This window comes from Leclercia adecarboxylata (assembly GCF_023639785.1).
Lineage (GTDB): Bacteria > Pseudomonadota > Gammaproteobacteria > Enterobacterales > Enterobacteriaceae > Enterobacter > Enterobacter adecarboxylatus_D.
In genome coordinates, this window is the sequence record NZ_CP098325.1 from 1752694 (window position 1) to 1770743 (window position 18050).

The 18050-nt window shown below is 57.8% G+C and carries 16 protein-coding genes; 12 read left to right on the forward strand and 4 right to left on the reverse strand.

Annotation, left to right across the window (positions count from 1 at the left end):
- The first annotated feature begins 3 nt into the window (after positions 1-3).
- The 6 genes from lpoB to NB069_RS08235 all read left to right on the forward strand — a co-directional run bounded on the left by lpoB (position 4) and on the right by NB069_RS08235 (position 5347).
- Positions 4-654, forward strand: a complete 651-nt coding sequence (gene lpoB / locus NB069_RS08210; RefSeq protein ID WP_250588895.1) for a penicillin-binding protein activator LpoB — start codon at positions 4-6, stop codon at positions 652-654.
- Positions 635-1459 carry a thiamine kinase gene (gene thiK, locus NB069_RS08215; protein WP_250589475.1) on the forward strand — a complete coding sequence of 275 codons (825 nt, stop codon included), beginning with the start codon at positions 635-637 and terminating at the stop codon, positions 1457-1459. Before lpoB ends, thiK begins: the two co-directional genes overlap by 20 nt.
- An 11-nt stretch (positions 1460-1470) precedes the next feature.
- Positions 1471-2496, forward strand: a complete 1026-nt coding sequence (gene nagZ / locus NB069_RS08220) for a beta-N-acetylhexosaminidase (RefSeq protein WP_250588896.1) — start codon at positions 1471-1473, stop codon at positions 2494-2496.
- A 34-nt stretch (positions 2497-2530) separates the two neighbouring features.
- Positions 2531-3073: an alpha/beta hydrolase YcfP gene (gene ycfP / locus NB069_RS08225; RefSeq protein ID WP_250588897.1), complete on the forward strand. Its 543-nt coding sequence runs from the start codon at positions 2531-2533 to the stop codon at positions 3071-3073.
- A 233-nt stretch (positions 3074-3306) separates the two neighbouring features.
- Positions 3307-4611, forward strand: coding sequence for an NAD(P)/FAD-dependent oxidoreductase (locus NB069_RS08230; protein ID WP_250588898.1), 1305 nt, complete (start codon positions 3307-3309; stop codon positions 4609-4611).
- Between the two features lie 196 nt (positions 4612-4807).
- Complete coding sequence (locus tag NB069_RS08235) at positions 4808-5347, forward strand: glycine zipper 2TM domain-containing protein (protein WP_250588899.1); 540 nt, start codon at positions 4808-4810, stop codon at positions 5345-5347.
- Positions 5348-5840: 493 nt separating this feature from the next.
- Here the strand turns inward: NB069_RS08235 and NB069_RS08240 are convergent, their stop codons facing one another.
- Positions 5841-6476, reverse strand: a complete 636-nt coding sequence (locus NB069_RS08240; RefSeq protein WP_250588900.1) for a TetR/AcrR family transcriptional regulator — start codon at positions 6474-6476, stop codon at positions 5841-5843.
- A 242-nt stretch (positions 6477-6718) separates the two neighbouring features.
- Between NB069_RS08240 and bhsA the strand changes: the two genes are divergently transcribed.
- A complete protein-coding gene (bhsA, locus tag NB069_RS08245; RefSeq protein WP_250588901.1) occupies positions 6719-6976 on the forward strand; it encodes a multiple stress resistance protein BhsA in 258 nt (85 codons plus the stop codon).
- Positions 6977-7051: 75 nt separating this feature from the next.
- Here the strand turns inward: bhsA and ldtC are convergent, their stop codons facing one another.
- The 3 genes from ldtC to NB069_RS08260 form a co-directional block, all read right to left on the reverse strand.
- A complete protein-coding gene (ldtC, locus tag NB069_RS08250) occupies positions 7052-8005 on the reverse strand; it encodes a L,D-transpeptidase LdtC (protein ID WP_250588902.1) in 954 nt (317 codons plus the stop codon).
- 151 nt (positions 8006-8156) lie between these two features.
- Positions 8157-11603: a transcription-repair coupling factor gene (mfd, locus tag NB069_RS08255; RefSeq protein ID WP_250588903.1), complete on the reverse strand. Its 3447-nt coding sequence runs from the start codon at positions 11601-11603 to the stop codon at positions 8157-8159.
- Between the two features lie 118 nt (positions 11604-11721).
- Complete coding sequence (locus tag NB069_RS08260) at positions 11722-12795, reverse strand: acyltransferase family protein (RefSeq protein WP_250588904.1); 1074 nt, start codon at positions 12793-12795, stop codon at positions 11722-11724.
- Positions 12796-13065: 270 nt separating this feature from the next.
- Between NB069_RS08260 and lolC the strand changes: the two genes are divergently transcribed.
- The 5 genes from lolC to cobB are packed head-to-tail and all read left to right on the forward strand — an operon-like array spanning position 13066 to position 18003.
- Complete coding sequence (lolC, locus tag NB069_RS08265) at positions 13066-14265, forward strand: lipoprotein-releasing ABC transporter permease subunit LolC (protein WP_250588905.1); 1200 nt, start codon at positions 13066-13068, stop codon at positions 14263-14265.
- Positions 14258-14959 carry a lipoprotein-releasing ABC transporter ATP-binding protein LolD gene (lolD, locus tag NB069_RS08270; RefSeq protein ID WP_250588906.1) on the forward strand — a complete coding sequence of 234 codons (702 nt, stop codon included), beginning with the start codon at positions 14258-14260 and terminating at the stop codon, positions 14957-14959. The genes lolC and lolD overlap by 8 nt, the downstream gene beginning before the upstream one ends.
- Positions 14959-16203, forward strand: coding sequence for a lipoprotein-releasing ABC transporter permease subunit LolE (lolE, locus tag NB069_RS08275; RefSeq protein ID WP_250588907.1), 1245 nt, complete (start codon positions 14959-14961; stop codon positions 16201-16203). Before lolD ends, lolE begins: the two co-directional genes overlap by 1 nt.
- Positions 16204-16254: 51 nt before the next feature.
- On the forward strand, positions 16255-17166 hold the full coding sequence (gene nagK / locus NB069_RS08280; RefSeq protein ID WP_250588908.1) for an N-acetylglucosamine kinase: 912 nt from the start codon (positions 16255-16257) through the stop codon (positions 17164-17166).
- A gap of 15 nt (positions 17167-17181) precedes the next feature.
- Complete coding sequence (cobB, locus tag NB069_RS08285) at positions 17182-18003, forward strand: Sir2 family NAD+-dependent deacetylase (RefSeq protein WP_250588909.1); 822 nt, start codon at positions 17182-17184, stop codon at positions 18001-18003.
- The last annotated feature ends 47 nt before the right edge of the window (positions 18004-18050 follow it).

Here is an 18050-nt window from a genome sequence, read left to right on the forward strand (position 1 = left end):
ATTTTGATTAATAACATCAGTCGTTACGCGCTTGTCACGGCTTTTGCACTGTTCCTGTCGGGCTGTATTAGCCGCACTGAGCAACCGCCAGCACCGGTGGAAGAGGCCAAACCGGGCACCGGGCAGCCGGTTCAGCCAACCCAGCCCGTTCCAACCGTTCCAACCGTGCCGTCCGTACCGGAGCAGCCAGGCCCGATTGAACATCAGGAACAGCCCGCTCAGCCTACACCGCGTGAACGTCATTACGACTGGAACGGCGCAATGCAGCCGATGGTCGGCAAGATGCTGCAGGCGCAGGGCGTGACTGCGGGCAGCGTGCTGCTGGTGGACAGCGTCAACAACCGTACTAACGGCAGCCTGAATGCCAGTGAAGCCACCGAAACGCTGCGTAATGCCCTGGCGAACAACGGCAAGTTCACGCTGGTATCCGCGCAGCAGCTCGCAGTGGCCAAACAGCAACTGGGCCTCTCTCCGCAGGACAGCCTGGGCTCGCGCAGTAAAGCCATCGGCATTGCCCGTAACGTGGGTGCGCAGTACGTGCTGTATTCCAGCGCGACCGGTAACGTCAACTCCCCGGCGCTGCAGATGCAGCTGATGCTGGTTCAGACAGGTGAAATTATCTGGTCGGGTAAAGGTGCAGTTCAGCAACAGTAACCTGACGCGCGACACCCTGCTGTCGCGCTATTTCCCGCAGTATCGCATCATCGCGCCGCCAGCCCACGCCGGGTTGAGCGGCGCGAGCTGCATAATTGAGCATGCAGGGCACCGTCTGGTGCTGCGCCATAGCCATGATGCGCTGGCCACGCCCGCCCATTTTCGCCGTCAGTACCATGCCCTGCGCCATCTTCCCGCTGATATAGCCCCCCAGCCACGCTTTTACAGTCCTGGATGGATGGCGGTGGATTATCTGGCGGGGGATATCAAAACCGCGCTGCCCGCCGCACCTGCGCTTGCCGCAATGCTGTATCATCTCCATCAGCAGCCGACGTTTGGCTGGCGCATCACCCTGATGCCGCTACTGGAACAGTACTGGCTACAGGCTTCGCCCTCTCGCCGCACGACGTTATGGCTGCGATGGCACAAACGCCTGCTAAAACGGGGCGAGCCGCGCCCGCTGCGCCTGGCACCGCTGCATATGGACGTTCATGCGGGTAATATCGTGCATACGGACGTCGGCAGTCGATTGCTGGACTGGGAATACGCCGGTGACGGCGACGTGGCGCTGGAGCTTGCCAGCGTCTGGACCGACGATGACGCAGAGCGTCAGGCATTGCTCGCCGCTTATGCCCGGGTAGCACAGCTTAACCTGACGCAGCTACGGCGTCAGGTTAAGCGCTGGCGCCCCTGGGTGCTGATGCTGATGGCCGGCTGGTTTGAGCTGCGCTGGCAGCAATCACAAGACAAACAATTTATCACCCTGGCCGATGAAGTCTGGCGCCAGTTAGAAACGAGAGAATAAGAGAGGTTCGTGTGGGTCCGGTCATGTTGGATGTGGAAGGTTATGAGCTGGATGCGGAGGAGCGCGAGATTCTGGCGCATCCGCTGGTGGGTGGCCTGATCCTGTTTGCGCGTAATTATCACGATCCGGCGCAGCTTCGCGAGCTGGTACGCCAGATCCGCGACGCTTCCCATCACCGGCTGGTGGTGGCGGTGGATCAGGAGGGGGGCCGCGTACAGCGTTTTCGTGACGGGTTTACCCGTCTGCCTGCTGCCCAGTCGTTTGCGGCACTGCTCGGGCTGGAAGAGGGCGGCAAGCTGGCGCAGGAGGCGGGCTGGCTGATGGCCAGCGAGATGATCGCTATGGATATTGATATCAGCTTCGCCCCGGTGCTGGACGTGGGCCATATCAGCGCCGCCATCGGCGAGCGTTCTTATCATGATGAACCGCAAAAAGCGCTGCAGGTGGCGACCCGCTTTATCGACGGGATGCACGAAGCCGGGATGAAAACCACGGGTAAACACTTCCCGGGTCATGGTGCCGTCACGGCGGACTCTCATAAAGAGACCCCGCGCGACCTGCGGCCGCAGGCGGAGATCCGCGCCCGGGATATGTCGATTTTCAAATCACTTATCAGCGACAACAAGCTCGACGCCATCATGCCCGCACATGTCATCTACCCTGATGTCGATGACCGTCCGGCCAGCGGCTCTCCGCACTGGCTGAAAACCGTCCTGCGTCAGGAACTGGGGTTTAACGGGGTGATTTTTTCCGACGATCTGTCGATGGAAGGGGCGGCGATCATGGGCAGTTACGCCGAGCGGGGTCAGGCCTCGCTGGACGCAGGTTGCGATATGATCCTGGTCTGCAATAATCGTAAAGGCGCGGTGAGCGTGTTAGATAACCTGTCGCCGATCAAGGCTGAACGTGTTACACAATTGTATCATAAAGGTTCTTTTAGCCGTCAGGAGCTGAGGAGTTCCGCACGCTGGAAAACCGTGAACGCGCAGCTGGAAGCGCTTCATGAGCGCTGGGAAGCGCATAAAGCGGGGCAGTAATCCCTCCTGACAAGCGTAGTGTGGCGAGGATACGATGATCATCTATTTGCACGGTTTTGATTCGAACAGTCCCGGTAATCACGAGAAAGTACTGCAATTGCAGTTTATCGATCCGGATGTGCGTCTGATTAGTTACAGCACGCGCCATCCGAAGCATGATATGCAGCATCTGCTGAAAGAAGTGGACAAAATGCTGCAGCTGAATATTGACGACCGTCCGTTGATTTGTGGCGTCGGCCTGGGAGGTTACTGGGCCGAGCGCATTGGGTTCCTGTGTGATATTCGCCAGGTGGTGTTCAATCCTAACCTGTTTCCCAACGAGAACATGGAAGGCAAAATCGACAGGCCGGAAGAGTATGTTGATATCGCCACCAAGTGCGTGAGCAATTTCCGTGAGAAAAACCGCGATCGCTGTCTGGTGATCCTCTCCCGCAACGATGAGGCGCTGAACAGCCCCCGCACAGCGGAGTTGCTGCACCACTACTACGAAATTGTCTGGGACGAAGAGCAGACGCACAAGTTCAAAAATATTGCCCCCCATCTGCAGCGTATCAAAGCGTTCAAGACCTTAGGATAAGGCTCATTTTTTCCCCTAAGCCCGGCCACTTTCGTGAGCCGGGCTTTCTTTTTGCTAAGCTTGGGTGAATTTCAAGCGGCAAAACTTGATGCACATCAATTTTGGTATGACCAATGCACCGAACATGTTATTCTCATGACGGTTGAATGGTTTCAGTGCTGTAACCTGTTGTTAATTAAAGGTTATTTTAATAACTTTTAGTTAACAATTGGTTAATAATTTAGGGGGTCACGTTGACTACACCATTGAAAAAGATAGTGATTGTGGGCGGCGGCGCAGGCGGGCTCGAGCTGGCTACGCAGCTGGGTAAGAAGCTTGGCCGTGGCAAAAAAGCGAAAGTTACGCTCGTCGATCGCAACCACAGCCATCTCTGGAAACCGCTGCTGCACGAAGTCGCCACCGGCTCTCTGGACGAGGGCGTGGACGCGCTGAGCTATCTGGCGCATGCGCGCAACCACGGGTTCCAGTTCCAGCTGGGTTCAGTGGTCGATATCAACCGTGAAAGCAAAACCATTACGCTGGCAGAGCTGCGTGACGAGAAGGGCGAGCTACTGGTGCCGGAGCGCAAGCTGGCGTATGACACCCTGGTGATGGCCCTGGGCAGTACCTCTAACGACTTCAATACGCCGGGCGTGAAAGAGAACTGCATCTTCCTTGATAACCCGCACCAGGCGCGTCGTTTCCATCAGGAGATGCTGAACCTGTTCCTGAAGTATTCCAATAACCTCGGCGCAAGCGGCAAGGTGAATATCGCTATCGTCGGCGGTGGCGCAACGGGTGTTGAGCTCTCTGCTGAGCTGCACAATGCGGTTAAACAGCTGCACAGCTACGGCTACAAAGGCCTGACCAACGACGCGCTGAACGTGACGCTGGTGGAAGCGGGCGAACGCATCCTCCCTGCGCTGCCGCCGCGTATCTCCAGCGCCGCACACAGCGAACTGACCAAGCTGGGCGTGCGTGTTCTGACCCAGACGATGGTGACCAGTGCCGATGAGTATGGCCTGAACACCAAAGATGGCGAGCACATCAAAGCCGATCTGATGGTCTGGGCGGCAGGGATCAAAGCGCCTGATTTCATGAAAGAGATCGGCGGGCTGGAAACCAACCGTATCAACCAGCTGGTGGTTGAGCCAACGCTGCAAACCACCCGTGACCCGGACATTTACGCTATCGGTGACTGCGCATCCTGCGCCCGTCCGGAAGGCGGGTTTGTACCACCGCGTGCTCAGGCCGCCCACCAGATGGCCAGCCTGGCGCTGCATAACATCCTGGCCCAGGCGAAGGGCAAAACCCTGAAGAACTACGTCTATAAAGATCACGGTTCACTGGTCTCGCTCTCGAACTTCTCCACCGTGGGCAGCCTGATGGGGAACCTGATGCGCGGCTCAATGATGGTCGAGGGGCGTATCGCCCGCTTCGTCTACATCTCCCTGTACCGTATGCACCAGGTCGCGCTGCACGGCTACTTCAAAACCGGGCTGATGATGGTCGTTGGCAGCATCAACCGTGTGATCCGTCCGCGACTGAAACTGCACTAAGTCCTTTGCCCCTCCGCACCCGGCGGAGGGGCTTTTCAGCATATCGTTCTGTGAAATGCGCCCTGAGGGTCTAAGAGTTCTCCTAAACCCGCTTTTTTTGCGCTTGCCCCCACATTTTTAATCCTTTCTCTGATTTGCCTGCGCACACCTTTCGTTGCAAAATTGTTACTAATAGCAATAAGAAGGAGAACGTCACATGAATAAATCCATGATGGCAGGTATAGGGATTGGCGTGGTTGCCGCATTAGGTGTGGCGGCTGTTGCCAGTCTTAATGTATTCGAACGTGGCCCACAATATGCGCAGGTGGTTTCGGCTACACCTATTAAAGAGACGGTGAAAACACCGCGCCAGGAGTGCCGCAACGTCACTGTAACCCACCGCCGCCCTGTACAGGATGAAAACCGCATCGCCGGTTCTGTTCTCGGTGCAGTCGCCGGTGGGGTGATTGGACACCAGTTCGGTGGCGGCCGCGGTAAAGATGTGGCAACGGTCGTGGGGGCGTTAGGTGGCGGTTACGCCGGCAACCAGGCCCAGGGAGCCCTGCAGGAGCGCGATACCTATACCACGACGCAGCAGCGTTGTAAGACGGTCTATGACAAATCAGAAAAAATGCTCGGCTATGATGTGACCTACAAAATTGGCGATCAGCAGGGCAAGATCCGCATGGATAAAGATCCTGGCACCCAGATACCGCTTAACAGCGATGGCCAGCTGGTACTGAATAACAAAGCATAAAAAAATCTGTTCTCTGCATTTAGCTCCCCATTCGCTCAGGCTGGGGAGCTTTTTTTGCGCATAAAAAAGACCTTAACACCCGGCCAGTCACGCCAGGACTAAGGTCTTTCTCAGGGAGACAGCAGGGTAGCAGTGGTTAAAGGTCGAATTCGTGATACTGGCGTAGCAACAAAAATCCCGTTATCAGTACGGAAAGAAAGGCAAATAACACTGACCCACCACATAAAACCCAGAGACCGAATAACAATGTAATCACTATTAACACCTTGAACAAAGGTAATAGCAAAATCATTTATATTCTCCTTCTGAATGTGTATAGCCAGAACATCTTCGCTATAACGCATGCGCCTAATCATTAGCACATCAATAATCACACACTTAAGGATAGCAAACAGCAGAGCCAGGGGTGGAGTTTTTACCAGGCTTTGAAGAAGTATAGTGGAAGCAGCAGGGAGAAGAGGTGGGATCAGGGCGGCATGCCGCCCTGAAGTGGTCAGGCTTTCAGTAGTTCAGGCCACAGGCGCAGGGTAAGTTGTGTAATGGTCTGCAATTTTTCCAGGCTGGCGCCTTCCCGGGCGCTGATCGACATCCCCTGTAAAATGCAGCTCAGGTACTGGGCAAGCTTGTGGGGATCGCACCGGGCCGGGATCTCACCGCGCTGCTGACGCTGCTGTAAAAACCGGCTCAGCGTCTCCTCCTGCATGGCATGGCGCGACTTCACCGTGTGGGCAATCTCTTCTGAAGAGGCCGCAAGCGTCGCCGAGGTGTTAATCATAAAACAGCCCGCAGGCGTATCTTTGCTGGTAAAGCAGGTCGCCACCGCGGTGAAATAGTCTTCCAGCGCCTGTTCGACGCGCTTCTCTTCGCAAAACAGCTGCGCTTCATGGCGCGCGGCGAAACGGCTGATATAGCGATCCAGTACCGCGCGGAACAGCCCCTCTTTATTGGTAAATTCTGCATACAGCGTAGGCGCTTTCGCCCCCGTCGCGGCAACCAGGTCTGCCAGCGATGTGGCTTCATACCCATGCTGCCAGAACAGCGTCATGGCCTTATCCAGCGCCGCTTCCCTGTCGAACACTTTTGGTCGGCCACGGCTTTTCTTTTCGCAACGCGTGTCATCGGTTGTCATGAGCCGTTGTACCTCTGTTGGTTTGTTGAACGACCATTATAAAAATAATCCCTTTCTGCGACCAGCGCTGAATGGATAAAAATTTATTTACCATATCAATATGAATTTTAACGCTTTTAAAATTATTTTAATGATCGTTATAAAAATGCATTGACGTGTGATGCAGATCACATCTATCATTTTGTTATCGATCGTTAAGTTAATGCTTACGACATCCCGTTCACTTGCAAAAGGTCTCTATTATGAAAAACGTAAAAACACTGATCGCCGCCGCCGTACTAAGCTCACTCTCATTTGCCAGCGTTGCAGCAGTACAGGTCCAGTCTACCCCTGCCGATCAACATAAAGTGGGCACAATCGCCGCGAATGGTGGGACTAACCTGGGCTCTCTGGAAAGCCAGTTAGCGCAAAAAGCGGATGAAATGGGTGCAAAATCCTACCGTATTACTTCCGTCACCGGCCCGAACAACCTGCACGGTACTGCAGTAATCTACAAATAAGCATGGCTTAACCCTCATTAATGCCACTGCGAAAAAAAACGCTCTGCCTGTGCAGAGCGTTTTTGTTTATCCAGGTTACATTGCCTGGGCGGCGGGATGTGGCGTTACGTCCACGGGCATTCCCGAACGCGCTTCCATCGCGCGCTCCATCACCCCTTTATCGGCGCTGGCTTTAAAGCCCTGCTGGGCGGCATTGAGGACAATCGGCAGGGTCTGCGGATCGTCATTCAACTGCTTCGACAGCGGCTGATGCACCTCGACCAGACGCACGCCGCCAGGCTCTTCTGACACCTTAATCGGCGTATTCATAATATTGACCTTAGTGCCTGGCTGGATAACACGGAACAGCGTCTCGATGTCATTGTCCCGCAGGCGAATACAGCCGGAGCTCACGCGCATGCCGATACCAAAATCGGCATTCGTCCCGTGCAGTAAATACACCCCACCATAGGCCGCAAGGCGAATGGCATGATGCCCCATCGGGTTTTCCGGCCCGGCAGGCACCACCGCAGGCAGGTCGATGCCCTGAGCTTTATAGCGGGCGCGAATGTTGGCGGTCGGGGTCCAGGTGGGATTGGCGCGTTTGTCCGACACCGTGGTCACCATCGTTGGGGTCAGGGTATCGCCCCCTAGTTGCCCAATGCCGATAGGGTAAACCGTTACCTCATTTTTACCCGGCGGGTAATAGTAGAGCCGCAGTTCGGCAAGGTTGATCACGATCCCTTCCCGCGGCGCGTCGGGGAGCAGGGTTTGCAGTGGGATTGTCAGAACGCTGCCCGCGCGCGGAACGTAGGGATCAACGCCCGGATTTGCCTGCAGCAGGGCAAGGAAACCGACGTTATATTTTTTGGCAATGGCTTCCAGCGAGCCGCCATCGTCCTCCACCACGTGAAAACGATTTTCGCCCACCAGCCGACTCCCCGCCGGGGGCAGGGGCCAGGTATTCGCCCGGGCGGGCAGGGCAAGAGCCACAGTTGCGAGGAGCGCAACCAGCGATATCCAACGGGTAAAACGCGACGTTTTCATCATCACCAGAATCCATAGCAATAAAGATTATTATTATCTAAACGTTAATAGATAATTATGGCGAATGAGTCTGTCGGGAAGTCCAGGTGGATTGCAAAGAGTTGTAAATTGCAGGGGCGAATGAGGCCGGGCGATGCGCTCGCCCGGCCCTGGGTCAGGCTACGGCGTTCTCTTCAAGCTGGCGCATAAAGTTGCATACCCATTCCATACGGGTTTTCCGTTCCGCCAGATCCTGAGTGAACTTCAGGCGCGTCGGGCCATCAAGCCGGAAGTGCTGAGGCTGTTTCTGCAGCAGACCGATGAGCCACATCGGATCGACATGGTTCTTCTCGGCAAACTCAATTGTGCCACCTTTTTCATTCCCTTCCAGCTTGCGGATCCCCAGCTTCTGCGCCTGCTGGCGTAAACGGGCGATATCCAGCAGGTTACGCGCCGCATCCGGCAGCAGGCCAAAGCGGTCGATCAGCTCCACCTTAATTTCATCCAGGCTGGCTTCGTCTTTGGCGCTGGCTATACGCTTGTAGAACGACAGACGGGTATTGACGTCGGGAATAAAATCATCCGGCAGCAGGGCAGGCATGCGCAGCTCCACCTCCGTCTGCTGGCTGGTGAGATCTTCCAGCGACGGCTCGCGCCCCGCCTTCAGTGCATCGACGGCGTTTTCCAGCAGCTCCATGTAAAGTGAGAAACCGATGGTCTCCATCGAGCCGCTCTGATCTTCCCCGAGCAGCTCACCCGCGCCGCGTATCTCCAGGTCGTGGGTTGCCAGCGCAAAACCGGCGCCCAGATCTTCCAGCGAGGCGATCGCTTCGAGGCGCTTCTGCGCGTCGGTGGTCATCGCTTTCGGATGCGGCGTCATCAGCCAGGCATAGGCCTGGTGGTGGGAGCGTCCGACGCGACCGCGCAGCTGGTGGAGCTGCGCCAGACCGAAGTGATCTGCCCGCTCAATGATGATGGTGTTGGCGGTAGGGATGTCGATACCGGTTTCGATGATAGTGGTACAGACCAGCACGTTAAAACGCTGGTGGTGGAAGTCGTTCATCACCCGCTCCAGCTCGCGCTCGCGCATCTGACCGTGGCCGATAGCGATCCGCGCTTCCGGTACCAGTTCCGCCAGGCGGTCGGCCGCTTTCTGGATGTTTTCCACATCGTTGTAGAGATAGTAGACCTGGCCGCCGCGCAGCACTTCACGCAGAATGGCCTCCCGCACCACCAGATTGTCATATTCGCGGACAAAGGTTTTCACCGCCAGTCGACGGGCTGGCGGGGTGGCGATAATCGACAGATCGCGCATGCCGCTCATCGCCATGTTCAGCGTACGTGGGATCGGCGTGGCGGTGAGGGTCAGGATGTCCACGTCGGCGCGCATCGCTTTGATGCGCTCCTTGTGGCGCACGCCGAAGCGGTGCTCCTCATCGACAATCAGCAGGCCCAGATCTTTCCACTTCACATCACTTTGCAGCAGCTTATGGGTGCCGATCAGAATATCGATCTTGCCTTCGCTTGCCTGCTCCAGGATCTGCGCCTGCTCTTTGGCGCTGCGAAAACGTGACATCATCTCGATGCGCACCGGCCAGTTGGCGAAGCGATCGCGGAAGTTGTCGTAGTGCTGCTGCGCCAGCAGGGTGGTCGGTACCAGCACCGCGACCTGCTTGTTGTTTTCGACTGCCAGGAAGGTGGCGCGCATCGCCACTTCGGTTTTACCGAAGCCCACGTCGCCACAGACCAGGCGGTCCATTGCCAGGGGTTGACACATGTCGCTAAGCACGGCGTTAATCGCCTGAGCCTGGTCCGGGGTGGTTTCAAACGGGAAGCTGTCGCAGAACAGCTGATACTGCTCTTTATCGTGCTTAAAGGCGTAGCCTGCCTTCGCGGCACGCTGGGCGTAGATATCCAGCAGCTCCGCCGCCACGTCGCGCACTTTTTCCGCCGCTTTCTGCCGCGCTCTTGCCCACGCGTCTCCGCCCAGTTTATGCAGCGGGGCATTCTCTTCCGCGCCTCCCGCATAGCGGCTGATCAGGTGCAGGGAGGAGACTGGCACGTAAAGTTTGGCGTCGTTGGCATACAGCAGCATCAGGTATTCACCCTTGATGCCGCCCGCCTCCAGGGTGGTCATCCCCGCATAACGGCCTACGCCATGCTCCAGATGGACAATCGGCTGGCCGGTATGCAGCTCCGCCAGGTTGCGGATCAGGGTGTCCGGGTTGATGGTGCGGCGGCTGTCCTGACGGCGCCGCGCCACGCGCTCACCCAGCAGATCGCTTTCGCAAATCAGCGCCAGATTGTTGATGGTATCAATAAAGCCATGCTCGGCGGCGCCGATCATCAGATACCGCCCGTTGCCGCTGGCTTCGTCCAGACGCAGGATCCGCTTTGGCGCCACCTTAATGCGGCCGAGCAGCTCGCCCAGCGCCTCGCGACGGCCTTCGCTTTCAACAGAGAAGATCACCGGGCCGGTAAAGGACTCGAGGAATTTACGCAGGTTATCCAGCGGGGATTTGTTCTGCGCCTGCACCGCCAGATCCGGCAGTGCCTGGTAGGCCAGGTTGGTGTTGGCGGCTTTGTCCGGCAGGCTTTCGGTTTTGAGCTGCACGCGCGGCCAGCGTTTCAGCTCGCTGAACAGTTCGTCAGTGCGCAGCCACAGCAGTTCTGGCTCCAGCAGCGGACGCATTGGATCGACCCCGCGATTCTCAAAGCGGGCGCGGGTTTCGCTCTCAAAGCGGTTGGCGCTGGCCTCCAGATCGCCGGTGTTCAGTACCAGGGTATTCGCCGGGAAATAGCTGAACAGGGCGGGCAGCGGCTCGCTGAAGAACAGCGGCTGCCAGTATTCGATCCCCGACGGCAAAGTGCCTTTGCTCACCTGCTGGTAGATATGCTCGGCGTCACGCTTGACGTCAAACTTGTCCCGCCACTGGCTGCGGAACAGCTCAATAGCGGTTTTGTCAGTCGGGAATTCATGGGCCGGGAGCAGGTTGATGGATTCCACTTCCTCCAGCGTACGCTGGGTGTCGGCATCAAACAGACGCAGGCTGTCGATTTCATCATCGAAGAAGTCCAGACGGTAAGGCTGTGCGCTGCCCATCGGGTAGAGGTCGAGCAGCGCGCCGCGGGTGGCGTACTCCCCGTGCTCCATCACCTGGTCGACATGGCGATAGCCCGCGCTGTCGAGCTGCACCCGCAGGCCGTCCCGTGAGAGGCGCTGGCCTTTTTTCATCACCAGGGCGTGACCGTGCAGATAGCTGTGCGGACAGACGCGCTGCATCAGGGTATTGACTGGCACAATCAATACGCCCCGTTGCATGGTGGGCAGCTGATAAAGCGTGGAGAGGCGCGAGGAGATGATCTCCTGGTGCGGCGAGAAGCTGTCGTAAGGCAGGGTCTCCCAGTCGGCAAGGCTGGTGACCAGCTGATCGGTGAACTGGCGGATCTCATCATGCAGGCGCAGGGCATTTTGCATGTCCGGCGCGACCAGCACCACCGGGCCCTGATGACGCTCTGCGATTTCCGCAACCAGCGTGGCGCAGGCTGCCCCGGTCAGTTCACCCAACTGGCGTTGGTCGCCCGCTTTGCCGGGCAGGGAAAAACGATTTTGTTCAGGCATGGCTTTGTCAGGATCTCTTATGGGCATATCACTGATACACAATGTCTTTATTATCCTTGATCGTTTTACATTAGCAAACCGTAACCGCACACAGGAACAAGACGCCCCCTGAGGGGCGTTAGCGTGCAGCCTGAACCGGCGTCAGGCGGGCAGGCGGCGTAAAGAAAATATCTCCGGCCACCGCGCTGGAGAGCTTGCGGGCGGCGAGGCCCACCAGTGTACAGAGCAGCAGGCTGGCAAACGGGTAGAACAGCACCAGCGTTAGCTCCGCCCATACCGGCCAGGCGCCACCGTTCAGCGCGTGAATCAAAAACAGGCTCATCCCTTCGATCAGAATGCGGTGGGTGGTGTAGATCGCAATGGTATTTGAGCCAATCACGTTCAGCAGATTGTCAGGCCCCACGCGAAAGCGCTGCTCAAGGCGGGAGAACAGGGTCATGATCAGCAAAATTGACAGCAGCGACAGCGGCAGGGGAACGTTCGCGAACCAGAGCACAACGGAGACCACCCCAAAAGCCGTCACCGCCAGCCAGTCGCGCCGCCACACCCTGGCCTGCATCCAGGCCATCAGCTGCACGCCGTACCATGCGCCCAGGCTGTAATAGATCATATTGCGCACCACGCTGTTCATCCCCCACCACGGCAGCGGCATAAAGTTAATGGCGATGCTCGCCAGCGCCAGCAGCCCGACCAGCGGCAATTTCCAGCGGCTCAGCAGCTTGCAGAGGGTGAAATAGACCACCAGGGCGTAGAGATACCACAGGCTGGTGCTGGCGGTGAGCATGCCGGTGATAAAGCCGGTCAGCGAGTCCGCGTAGGCGGCGTTAGAGGTGGTGTTAAGTTCGCGCTCCGGTGCCAGCCAGGCGTTGAGATGGGTCAGCGCCTGCCACTGCAACACGCCCCATAGCATCAGAACCCAGACAATGCTCCAGAGTCGTTTATCGAGGCTGTTTTTCCAGTCCACTTCGTCGATATAGCGGCGGATTAAATAGCCTGAAATAAAGAAGAACACCGGCATGCGAAACGGGGCGAGATAGAGATTGAAATAGACCCAGCATTTGGCAAGCAGCGCCGAAAGCGGCGAGTGCAGCGCGTTCAGATGGGGATAAAAGGTGATCACCGAGTGGTATATCACCACCAGGCAGATGCACAGCCCCTTAATCTGGTTAATCCATAATGTTTTTTGTTTCATCGCTTACCGGGTCCTGTTGTTACCTTGTTCGAACGGGTAAGTGTGTTGGGCGGCGGGCAGGATGTAATGGGTAAGAGTCTGTATCCGTACGATTTTCAGAAAAGCTGCAAACAACCCCGGGCGCCAGGGGACATGGCAGATGCGGTTATTACGCTGATTTATCGTGCTTTTTCAGACAAATGGTAAGCAAAGCTTAGGGTTTCAGTCATTTACCCTTTGCGGATTCGCTTATATACTCGTGGGTCTGCTATCAGCAAACAGACGGATTTCATGTATCAACCTGTCGCACTATTCATAGGCCTGCGTTATATGCGCGGGCGCGCCGCGGACCGCTTCGGTCGCTTTGTCTCCTGGCTTTCAACCATTGGCATTACGCTTGGCGTGATGGCGCTGGTGACGGTTCTCTCCGTCATGAACGGCTTCGAGCGTGAGCTGCAAAATAACATCCTGGGGCTGATGCCGCAGGCAATCCTCTCATCCAGCAGCGGGTCGGTGAATCCCCAACAGCTGCCCGAAAGCGCCGTCAGGCTGCAGGGCGTAAGCCGCGTGGCGCCGATCACCTCCGGTGACGTGGTGCTGCAAAGTGCGCGCAGCGTGGCGGTAGGGGTAATGCTGGGCATCGATCCGGCGCAAAAAGATCCCCTGACACCCTGGCTGGTTAACGTCAAACAGTCCGATCTGGCTCCCGGCCAGTACAATGTGATCCTCGGCGAACAGCTTGCCGGGCAGTTGGGCGTTAATCGCGGCGATCAGCTCCGCGTGATGGTGCCGTCTGCCAGCCAGTTCACCCCGATGGGGCGTCTGCCGAGCCAGCGCCTGTTTAACGTGATCGGCACCTTCGCCGCCAACAGCGAAGTGGACGGCTATCAAATGCTGGTCAATATCCAGGACGCGTCGCGCCTGATGCGCTATCCGCTGGGCAATATCACCGGCTGGCGTCTGTGGCTTAACGAGCCGCTGAAGGTGGATGTGTTAAGCCAGCAGACGCTGCCGGAAGGGACCAAATGGCAGGACTGGCGCGAACGCAAGGGCGAGCTGTTCCAGGCCGTGCGGATGGAAAAAAACATGATGGGTCTCCTGCTGAGCCTGATCGTCGCGGTCGCCGCCTTTAACATCATTACCTCCCTTGGCCTGATGGTGATGGAGAAGCAGGGCGAAGTGGCGATCCTGCAAACTCAGGGGCTGACGCCGCGGCAGATCATGGCGGTCTTTATGGTGCAGGGCGCCAGCGCCGGTATCGTCGGGGCGCTGCTGGGCGCAGTGCTCGGCACGCTGCTTGCCAGCCAGCTGAACAATTTAATGCCGATTATCGGCGCGCTGCTCGACGGCGCGGCGCTGCCGGTGGCCATTGAGCCGCTGCAGGTAGTGGGCATTGCGCTGGCCGCGATGGCCATTGCCTTACTCTCCACGCTCTATCCTTCATGGCGCGCTGCCGCCACCCAACCCGCTGAGGCTTTACGTTATGAATAAGATCCTGTTGCAATGCGACAACCTGTGCAAACGCTATCAGGAAGGCACGGTGCAGACGGATGTCCTGCACAATGTCAGCTTCAACGTAGGCGTTGGGGAGATGATGGCGATCGTCGGCACCTCCGGCTCCGGGAAAAGTACGCTGCTGCACCTGCTCGGGGGGCTGGATACCCCCACCTCCGGCGACGTGATCTTCTCCGGTACGCCGCTGAGCACCATGTCCTCGAGCGCTAAAGCCGACCTGCGTAACCGCGAGCTGGGCTTTATCTACCAGTTCCACCACCTGCTGCCCGATTTCACGGCGCTGGAAAACGTGGCGATGCCGCTGCTGATCGGCAAAAAGAAACCGGCGGAAATTAACGCCCGCGCCAGCGATATGCTCAAAGCGGTCGGGCTGGGCCATCGCGGCAATCACCGTCCTTCCGAGCTTTCCGGCGGCGAGCGCCAGCGTGTGGCAATTGCCCGTGCGCTGGTCAACAACCCGCGCCTGGTGCTGGCAGATGAACCCACCGGTAACCTGGACGCCCGCAACGCCGACAGCATTTTCCAGCTTCTCGGCGAACTGAATGCCTCTCAGGGTACCGCGTTTCTGGTGGTGACCCACGATCTGCAGCTGGCGAAACGCATGTCCCGTCAGCTGGAGATGCGTGACGGGCATCTGAATACCGAGCTGACCCTGATGGGGGCTGATTGATGGCTTCACCATTATCGTTACTCATCGGTCTGCGCTTCAGCCGTGGCCGTCGCCGCAGCGGCATGGTGTCGCTGATCTCTGTTATCTCCACCATCGGCATTGCGCTGGGTGTGGCGGTGCTGATCGTTGGCCTCAGCGCCATGAATGGCTTCGAGCGTGAGCTGAACAACCGTATTCTGGCGGTGGTGCCGCACGGTGAAATCGAGCCGGTTAACCAGCCGTGGAACAACTGGAACGACGCCCTGAATAAGGTGGAAAAAGTGCCGGGCATTGCCGCGGCCGCCCCCTATATCAACTTCACCGGGCTGGTGGAGAGCGGCGCAAACCTGCGCGCCATCCAGGTGAAAGGGGTCAACCCGCGCCAGGAAGAGAAGCTCAGCGCGCTACCGCAGTTTATTCAGAAGGATGCCTGGGCGAACTTTAAGGCTGGCGACCAGCAGATCATTATCGGTAAAGGCGTGGCCGATGCGCTGAAGGTGAAGCAGGGCGACTGGGTGTCGATCATGATCCCGAACGCCAGCGCCGATCATAAGCTGCAGCAGCCGAAGCGCGTACGTCTGCATGTGACCGGCATTTTGCAGCTGAGCGGTCAGCTGGATCACAGCTTCGCCATGGTGCCGCTGGAGGATGCCCGCCAGTATCTGGATATGGGCAGCAGCGTCACCGGCATCGCCATCAAGGTGAACGACGTCTTTAACGCTAACAAACTGGTGCGCGACGCCGGAGAAGTGACCGACAGCTACGTCTACATCAAAAGCTGGATCGGCACTTACGTTTATATGTATCGTGATATCCAGATGATCCGCGCCATTATGTACCTGGCGATGGTGCTGGTGATTGGCGTGGCCTGCTTTAACATCGTCTCCACGCTGGTGATGGCGGTCAAAGACAAAAGCGGCGACATTGCGGTGCTGCGCACCCTTGGGGCAAAAGACGGTCTTATTCGTGCCATCTTCGTCTGGTATGGTCTGCTGGCGGGGCTGCTGGGCAGCCTGTGCGGTGTGGTCATCGGCGTGGTGGTTTCGCTGCAGCTGACGCCGATCATCAATGGTATTGAGGCCCTGATTGGCCATCAGTTCCTGTCGGGTGATATCTATTTTATTGACTTCCTGCCGTCTGAATTGCACTGGCTGGACGTTTTTTATGTGCTGGTAACGGCACTTTTACTGAGTCTGCTGGCAAGCTGGTATCCGGCGCGTCGCGCAAGCCGAATTGATCCGGCGAGGGTATTAAGTGGCCAGTAATTACGTCATGATCCGGTGAGCGTTGCTGCCGGGTCAAAAGAGGAATGCACTATGTATTACGGATTTGATATTGGCGGCACTAAAATCGCGCTGGGTGTATTTGATACCAACCTGAAGCTGCAGTGGGAAACCCGTGTTCCCACTCCCCGCGACAGCTACAATGAATTTTTAACTGCCATTGCCGCGCTGGTGGCCCAGGCCGATGAACGCTTCGGCGTGAAGGGCTCGGTGGGGATTGGGATTCCGGGGATGCCGGAAACCGACGACGGTACGCTGTATGCCGCCAACGTTCCTGCTGCCAGCGGCAGGCCGCTGCGCGCCGACCTGACCCGCCTTCTTGAGCGCGACGTACGCCTCGACAACGATGCCAACTGTTTTGCCCTCTCCGAAGCCTGGGACGATGAGTTCCAGCAGTATCCGCTGGTGATGGGCCTGATCCTCGGCACCGGTGTGGGCGGGGGGATTGTCGTCGACGGCAAACCGGTGACCGGACGCAGCTATATCACCGGCGAGTTTGGTCATATTCGTCTGCCGGTGGACGCCCTGGAGGTGGTCGGGCGCGATTTCCCGTTAATCCGCTGCGGCTGCGGCCAGCACGGCTGCATCGAAAATTACCTCTCCGGCCGTGGATTTGCATGGCTTTATGAACACTTCTATCATCAAAAACGTGAGGCACCGGAGATCATTGCGCTGTGGGAGCAGGGTGATGAACAGGCCCTTGAGCACGTCGAGCGCTATCTCGATCTGCTGGCCGTGTGTCTGGGGAACATCCTGACCATTGTCGATCCTGACCTGCTGGTGATCGGCGGGGGATTGTCGAACTTCACGGCTATCGCCGAGCGGTTGTCCGGCCGGTTGCCGCGTCATCTGTTGCCGGTTGCCCGCGTCCCGCGCATTGAGCGCGCGCGACATGGCGATGCCGGGGGAATGCGCGGCGCCGCGTTCCTCCATCTCACCCGTTAGCCATACGAGGTTTTTATGTTGTCGCGTCGGTCACTTCGACTCAGCCGTTTTCGCAAAAACAAACGCCGCTTGCGTGAGCGCTTACGCCAGCGAATCTTCTTCCAGGATGTGGCCATGCCAGAACTGATGGAAAAACCAAGAGTGTTGGTCCTGACCGGGGCGGGGATCTCCGCCGAGTCGGGCATTCGAACTTTTCGCGCGACGGATGGGTTGTGGGAAGAGCATCGGGTTGAAGACGTGGCGACGCCGGAAGGCTTTGCCCGCGATCCTGAGCTGGTGCAGGCGTTCTACAACGCCCGCCGGCGTCAGCTACAGTCGCCGGAGATCGCGCCTAACGCGGCGCATCTGGCGCTGGCGAAGCTGGAAGAGGCCCTGGGTGACCGCTTTCTGCTGGTAACGCAGAACATCGATAACCTGCATGAACGCGCGGGCAACCGCAACGTGATCCATATGCATGGCGAACTGCTTAAGGTGCGTTGTTCCAGCAGCGGCCAGGTCTTTAACTGGACCGGCGATGTGACCAGCGACGACAAATGCCACTGCTGCCAGTTCCCGTCCGCGCTGCGCCCGCACGTGGTCTGGTTTGGTGAAATGCCGCTGGGGATGGACGAAATCTACAGCGCGCTGGCGATGGCGGACGTGTTTATCGCCATCGGCACCTCCGGGCATGTCTATCCGGCGGCGGGATTTGTTCACGAAGCGAAGCTGCACGGTGCGCACACGGTGGAGCTGAACCTTGAGCCGAGCCAGGTTGGCAGCGAGTTTGAAGAGAAAACCTACGGTCTGGCAAGCGAAGTGGTGCCGGCGTTCGTGGATAAATTATTGAAGGGATTGTAACGCGGTGATATGCCGGGTGGCGCTTCGCTTACCCGGCCTGGGGTTTA